The sequence below is a fragment of the Candidatus Nitrotoga sp. BS genome, assembly GCF_927797785.1.
In the GTDB taxonomy this organism is placed as follows: domain Bacteria; phylum Pseudomonadota; class Gammaproteobacteria; order Burkholderiales; family Gallionellaceae; genus Nitrotoga.
Map to the genome: position 1 here is coordinate 1 of NZ_CAKMLL010000007.1, position 6,027 is coordinate 6,027.

The window sequence follows — 6,027 nt, forward strand, 5'->3', positions numbered from 1 at the left end:
CCAGCGGACATTTCTATTTGGGAGAAACCGGACATTACTACTTGGGGCTAACACATATTACAGCCAGCTCTTGACAATTATTTAATTTTGAAAGATTTTTCGTTAATTATTTCCATAAAAACGTCCAATCTGGATGATTTATAAATACTTTAGTTAAGTTTCGAATCAAATTTCACAGCCAGCCACAGCTATGATATAGCTCATATTATAACGTTCCAATAACTATTCGGAATATACATAATTGACAGGAATGTATCATTCCAAACATAATCCTTTCGACAACCTACTCCCCCTTCTGAATCCATCATGTTGCATAACCAGTCATCCTTGCTCCTCGCCGCCCTGTCATTTGTCTTCCTTACTGCTTGCAGCGAATCGGAAAAACCTATGGTCAACGGTATAGACGACCTAGTGGTGAAAATCGGTGCCGTTGCCCCACTCACCGGACCGCAAGCGCATATCGGCAAGGACAATGAGAACGGTACGCGCATGGCGATAGAGGATGCCAACAACCGAGGGGTCGTCATTGGCGGACGCAAGGCACGTTTTGAACTGATCAGCGAGGATGACCAAGCGGATCCGAAAACGGCTACGATAGTTGCACAAAAGCTGGTAGATGCAAAAGTGAATGGTGTGATCGGCCATCTCAATTCCGGCACCTCTATCCCGGCTTCCAGGATCTACAGTGATAACGGCATCCCACAGATTTCTCCTTCCGCAACAGCGGTGAGTTACACCGCCCAAGGTCTTAAGACTGCCTTCCGAGTGATGTCCAATGATGGGCAGCAAGGCAAGACATTGGGCGAATTCGCAGTGAACACCCTGCATGCGAAGAAAATCGCGGTTATAGATGATCGCTCTGCCTATGGCCAAGGACTGACTGATGAATTCATCAAATCTGTGCAAGCCAACGGTGCGCAGATCGTAACGCGTGAATACACCACTGACAAAGCGGTAGACTTCACTGCAGTGCTGACCTCCATCAAGAGCAAGCAGCCCGATTTACTTTTTTTTGGCGGCATGGATCCGCAAGGCGTACCGATGGCCAAACAGCTTAAAGCACTTGGTTTAAATGTTAAGTTTATGATGGGCGATGGTGGTTACACGCCAAAATTACTTGATCTGGCTGGCGATGCCGCCGATGGAATTTATGCTTCATTGCCTAGTCTACCGCTGCAACAGATGCCCGGCGGCAAAGACTTCTCCCAACGCTATGAAGCGAAATATAAACAACCCATTCAATTGTATGCACCATATTGTTATGATGCGGTGAATGTGATGATCGCCGCGATGCAAAAAGCTGCCTCAGCCGATCCAAGGAAATACCTGCCAGAACTCGCCAAGATTACTTATAATGGCGTAACCGCGAACATATCCTTCGACGAAAAAGGCGACATTAAAGGCGGCGCAGTGACTCTATACCAAGTGCAGCAAGGCAAGTGGCAGCCGCTGCAAACCATAGGCGGGAACTCCGCTATATCCGCGCATTGATAATAATAGAATTGAAAAATCAAGCGACACCTTGCGTGTCGTTTTTTGTTTGTGAGTAACCTTTGGACACATTACTACAACAAATCGTCAACGGCATTGTGCAAGGCAGCGTGTATGCCATGGTTGCTTTGGGTTACACCATGGTGTACGGCATTCTCGGTCTGATTAATTTCGCGCATGGCGAAGTGGTGATGGTAGGGGCAATGGTGGCGCTGTCAACAATCTTATTGCTTATCGGATCTAGCTTGCCACCGCTGCTCATATTACTGATCAGCCTGATTACTTCGATTGTGGTATGTATGGCGCTAGGTTACAGCATCGAGCGCATCGCCTACCGTCCATTGCGCAAGGCCCCGCGCTTAGCCCCGTTAATTACTGCGATCGGCGTGTCCATTGTGCTGCAAAATCTAGCGATGATATTCTGGGGACGCGAATACCATGCTTTCCCGCCTTTACTGCCCAACAGCTCGCATATGTTGGCTGGCGCAATCATTACGGAAGTGCAGATTCTTATTGTATTAGTAGCGTTGGGAATGATGGGTGGCCTGCTACTGTTGATGCATCGCACTCGCTTGGGTCGGGCAATGCGTGCTGTAGCAGAGAATCCTTCCGCTGCCGTTTTGATGGGGGTGAATGTAAATGGTGTGATTTCTATCACTTTCATGCTGGGTTCCGCGCTGGCCGCAGTGGCAGGTATTATGGTCAGTGCGAACTACGGCATCGTGCACTATTCCATGGGTTCCGTTCTTGGACTCAAAGCGTTCACTGCCGCTGTATTAGGCGGCATCGGCAATATGCGCGGTGCCATGGTGGGCGGACTGCTGCTGGGATTAATTGAAAGTTTAGGGGCAGGCTATATTGGTGATCTCAGTGGTGGCTTTCTCGGCAGCCATTATCAAGATGTATTTGCCTTCTTTGTACTGATTTCCGTACTGATTTTCCGCCCGTCCGGATTGTTAGGAGAACGTGTTGCGGAACGTGCTTAAACATCTGACATCCAAGAGCAGGCGCAGCGCGTGGTTAGCATTTGTCGTACTCGCTATAGCGCTGCTAGCGTTACCTTTTTTTACCGATGCACTGCTCGGGCACGGTTGGGTACGCATCATGGATTTCGCATTGCTGTACATCATGCTGGCGCTGGGGTTGAATATCGTAGTCGGTTATGCTGGCCTACTCGATCTCGGTTACATCGCCTTCTTTGCGGTGGGTGCATACTGCTACGCCTTGCTCGGATCGCCTCAATTAGGCTTGCATTTGCCATTTTGGATAGTCCTACCGCTGGGCGCACTGCTGGCCTGCTTATTCGGCGTACTGCTAGGAGCGCCCACTTTGCGCCTGCGAGGCGATTACCTTGCCATCGTCACTTTGGGATTTGGCGAAATAATTCGCATCTTCCTCAATAACCTGAACGCGCCGATTAATATTACCAACGGCCCGCAAGGTATCAGCATGATAGACCCTATCCGTATCGGCGAATTCTCATTCAGCAGCACGCACGAATTGTTCGGCGTCACTTTTCCCTCCGTGCACTTACATTACTACCTGTTTCTTTTCTTCACACTGCTAGTGATTTTTATTTCGCTACGCTTGGAAGATTCACGCATCGGCCGCGCCTGGATGGCAATTCGCGAAGACGAGGTGGCAGCTGAGGCGATGGGCATTAATACACGCAATATTAAACTTTTAGCATTTGCCATGGGGGCAACTTTCGGCGGTTTGGCGGGTGGTTTGTTTGCTGGTTTCCAGGGTTTTGTCAGCCCGGAAAGTTTTAGTCTAACTGAATCCATCACCGTGTTATGCATGGTAGTAATCGGTGGCATGGGTAACGTCAGTGGCGTGCTGTTAGGAGGCATACTGCTGATAGCATTGCCCGAAGCTTTGCGCCATGGCTCAGGGCCGGCACAACAAATACTGTTCGGCAAGACAATTTTCGACCCAGAAAGCTTGCGTATGTTGTTATTCGGACTCGCGCTGGTCACGGTCATGTTATGGCGACCTGTTGGATTGTGGCCCTCTAACCAACGCCGACGCGAACTGGCTGTCGAAAACAATGCAACTCAGTTGTAACAGGGTACCTGTGCATGACAACACCCATTAAATTTGATAAAAATTTACTAGAACTATCCGGTGTAACTAAACACTTCGGCGGCCTATCTGCGCTAAGCAATATTTCACTGCATATTCGGCATGATGAAATCTATGGCTTAATCGGCCCAAATGGTGCGGGCAAAACGACACTCTTCAACATTTTGACTGGTCTGTATCAAGCGGATAGTGGGCGTTTCACGTTTAACAACACTGAGTATAGCGGCCACTGCAAGCCGCATGTGTTAGCGCAGGCAGGAATTGCGCGCACCTTTCAGAACATCCGCTTGTTCGCTAATATGACTGCACTAGCAAACGTCATGGTCGGTCGTCACCTGCGTACCAGCAGCGGCATCTGGGGCGCACTCACTCGCAATGCAACAGCGCGCGCCGAAGAACATGCAATAGTGCAACGAGCACATGATTTACTGAAGTATGTTGGCATAGACCGCCCACACCATACTTTGGCCAAAAATTTATCCTACGGCGAGCAACGCAGGCTTGAGATAGCCCGTGCATTGGCAACCGACCCAAAATTGCTTGCGCTCGATGAACCAGCGGCAGGCATGAATGCCACTGAAACTAAAAATCTGAAAGAATTATTACTATCCATACGCGCCAGTGGCATTACAGTGCTGCTCATTGAACATGACGTAAAGTTTATTCTCGGCCTGTGCGACCGCGTGGCAGTTCTGAATTACGGCAAAAAAATCGCCGAAGCCGCACCGGAAAAAATTCGGTGTGATCCAGCGGTGATCACGGCTTATTTGGGAACAGAACCCATTATTCCCGCGCAGGCAGAAATCTAATCATACGAAAAAAGATGTTTCATATTGTAAGCATGTCGAAATCATGATCGCTTCTAAATCAATATCTCTGTTGCAGGTGCGCGACCTGAAAGTAGCTTACGGCGGCATCCAAGCATTAAAAGGGATCAATCTCGACGTAGCACCGGGCGAGCTGGTCGCACTCATCGGCAGCAATGGTGCCGGTAAGACTACAACACTCAAGGCGTTGGCTGGCCTGCTACAACCATCTGCAGGCAAAATACATTACCACGGCATCTCTTTACAACACCGCGCCGCACATAAACTTATACAAGAAGGATTAGTATTAGTACCTGAAGGACGTGGCGTATTCGCACGGCTAACTGTAGAAGAAAATTTACAGATGGGTGCATATTGCCGCAACGACAAGTCCGCCATTGAGCAGGATATGAAACGCATCTACAAGTTATTTCCACGCTTGGCCGAGCGCCGTATGCAACTGGCAGGAACGTTGTCCGGCGGGGAACAACAGATGATGGCACTGGGGCGCGCGTTGATGAGCGGTCCCAAATTATTGATGCTGGATGAACCCAGCATGGGGCTGGCACCGATGATGGTGGTCAAAATTTTTGAAACCATCCGCAATATCTCCGCACAGGGCGTTTCAATTCTGCTGGTTGAACAGAATGCCAAGCTTGCCCTCGAAGTAGCGCAACGCGGTTATGTATTAGAAAGCGGGTTGATTACATTATCCGACAGTGCAACCAATCTTCTGGGGAGCGCAGCGGTGCGCCGCGCCTATCTGGGAGGTTAGCCCATCTTTGAACAGGTTATCTACTGGTGAAGTAGGTTGTCAAAAATGGACACCAATGGATTCACTCTGCCAATTTTTTTCGTAGAATAGTCGTTCAAACATAGCAGAGAATAATATCCCCGCGAAGAACTAACGTGACAACTTCAAATATCAGGCGGTGGACTGTAATGCGAACCAGGGCTTATCTTGAATTCAGTAAATACAGCTTTGGAATATTCATCCGCTATAGCCACATCAAGCTTGCGCAAGGTCTGGTAAATTTCCCGCACTTTTTCCCGCTTGTCCTGGTAATAATACGCCACGCCCATATTAAACCAAGCACCGGCCTTCTCTGGCTCAATACGCACCGCTTCCTCATACGACAGAATCGCTAAACCGTATTTTTTTAGATTGCCATAACTAATGCCCAAGTTATACCAAGCATCAGCATATTCTGGTTTAAGACGCAGTACTTGCCGATATGCCTCAATTGCCTCCTCGAATTTGTTTTGATTGTCAAAAGAGATGCCTTGGGCAAACCAAGCGTTAACATAAAAGCTTTGTGCATTCATGTTTTCTTCGTTCGTGGTTTTATCGTTCGTGGTTTTATCGTTCATGGTTTCTCCTAGATAGTACTGCGATATGAGTTCGTTGTTTCCGGGCAAAAAGATCTAGCCAAGTTGCAAATTGTCACCCTTTATATTTCCATCAATCGCAATCAAAATTTGATTCCTATTCAATATATTATTTTTAATATGGAAAATAACTTTGTGTTAGCAATAAAGACATTTTGGCATGAGTAGCCAAAGTTAGATTTTTAGCATTTTATATTATTTTTTTGTAACTACTCACCCCTATAAATAATCAAGAAAACACTTGACAGGTTTTTAG

At 47.8% G+C, this 6,027-nt stretch carries 6 protein-coding genes; 5 read left to right on the top strand and 1 reads right to left on the bottom strand.

The genetic code is table 11. The features are described 5' to 3' along the window. Positions 1–306: 306 nt before the first annotated feature. From MJ769_RS00450 to MJ769_RS00470, 5 genes are all read left to right on the top strand, one after another. On the top strand, positions 307–1,491 hold the full coding sequence (locus tag MJ769_RS00450) for a branched-chain amino acid ABC transporter substrate-binding protein (protein WP_445083044.1): 1,185 nt from the start codon (positions 307–309) through the stop codon (positions 1,489–1,491). A gap of 62 nt (positions 1,492–1,553) precedes the next feature. Further along, on the top strand, positions 1,554–2,477 hold the full coding sequence (locus MJ769_RS00455) for a branched-chain amino acid ABC transporter permease (protein ID WP_239233881.1): 924 nt from the start codon (positions 1,554–1,556) through the stop codon (positions 2,475–2,477). A 4-nt stretch (positions 2,478–2,481) separates the two neighbouring features. Next, the gene (locus tag MJ769_RS00460; protein ID WP_445083045.1) at positions 2,482–3,558 is read left to right on the top strand and encodes an ABC transporter permease subunit; all 1,077 of its coding nucleotides are present in this window, start codon (positions 2,482–2,484) and stop codon (positions 3,556–3,558) included. A gap of 14 nt (positions 3,559–3,572) precedes the next feature. Continuing rightward, the gene (locus MJ769_RS00465) at positions 3,573–4,385 is read left to right on the top strand and encodes an ABC transporter ATP-binding protein (protein WP_239233882.1); all 813 of its coding nucleotides are present in this window, start codon (positions 3,573–3,575) and stop codon (positions 4,383–4,385) included. 43 nt (positions 4,386–4,428) lie between these two features. Further along, positions 4,429–5,157, top strand: a complete 729-nt coding sequence (locus tag MJ769_RS00470) for an ABC transporter ATP-binding protein (protein WP_239233883.1) — start codon at positions 4,429–4,431, stop codon at positions 5,155–5,157. A gap of 143 nt (positions 5,158–5,300) precedes the next feature. Here MJ769_RS00470 and MJ769_RS00475 read toward each other — a convergent pair whose 3' ends face one another. Next, positions 5,301–5,753 carry a tetratricopeptide repeat protein gene (locus MJ769_RS00475; protein WP_239233884.1) on the bottom strand — a complete coding sequence of 151 codons (453 nt, stop codon included), beginning with the start codon at positions 5,751–5,753 and terminating at the stop codon, positions 5,301–5,303. Between the last annotated feature and the right edge of the window lie 274 nt (positions 5,754–6,027).

What these genes read in the sequence shown, in the direction of transcription:
- MJ769_RS00450 (WP_445083044.1), top strand. Translation starts at nt 307, where the DNA reads ATGTTGCATAACCAGTCATCCTTGCTCCTCGCCGCCCTGTCATTTGTC.
- MJ769_RS00465 (WP_239233882.1), top strand. Translation starts at nt 3,573, where the DNA reads ATGACAACACCCATTAAATTTGATAAAAATTTACTAGAACTATCCGGT.
- MJ769_RS00470 (WP_239233883.1), top strand. Translation starts at nt 4,429, where the DNA reads ATGATCGCTTCTAAATCAATATCTCTGTTGCAGGTGCGCGACCTGAAA.
- MJ769_RS00475 (WP_239233884.1), bottom strand. Translation starts at nt 5,753, where the DNA reads ATGAACGATAAAACCACGAACGATAAAACCACGAACGAAGAAAACATG.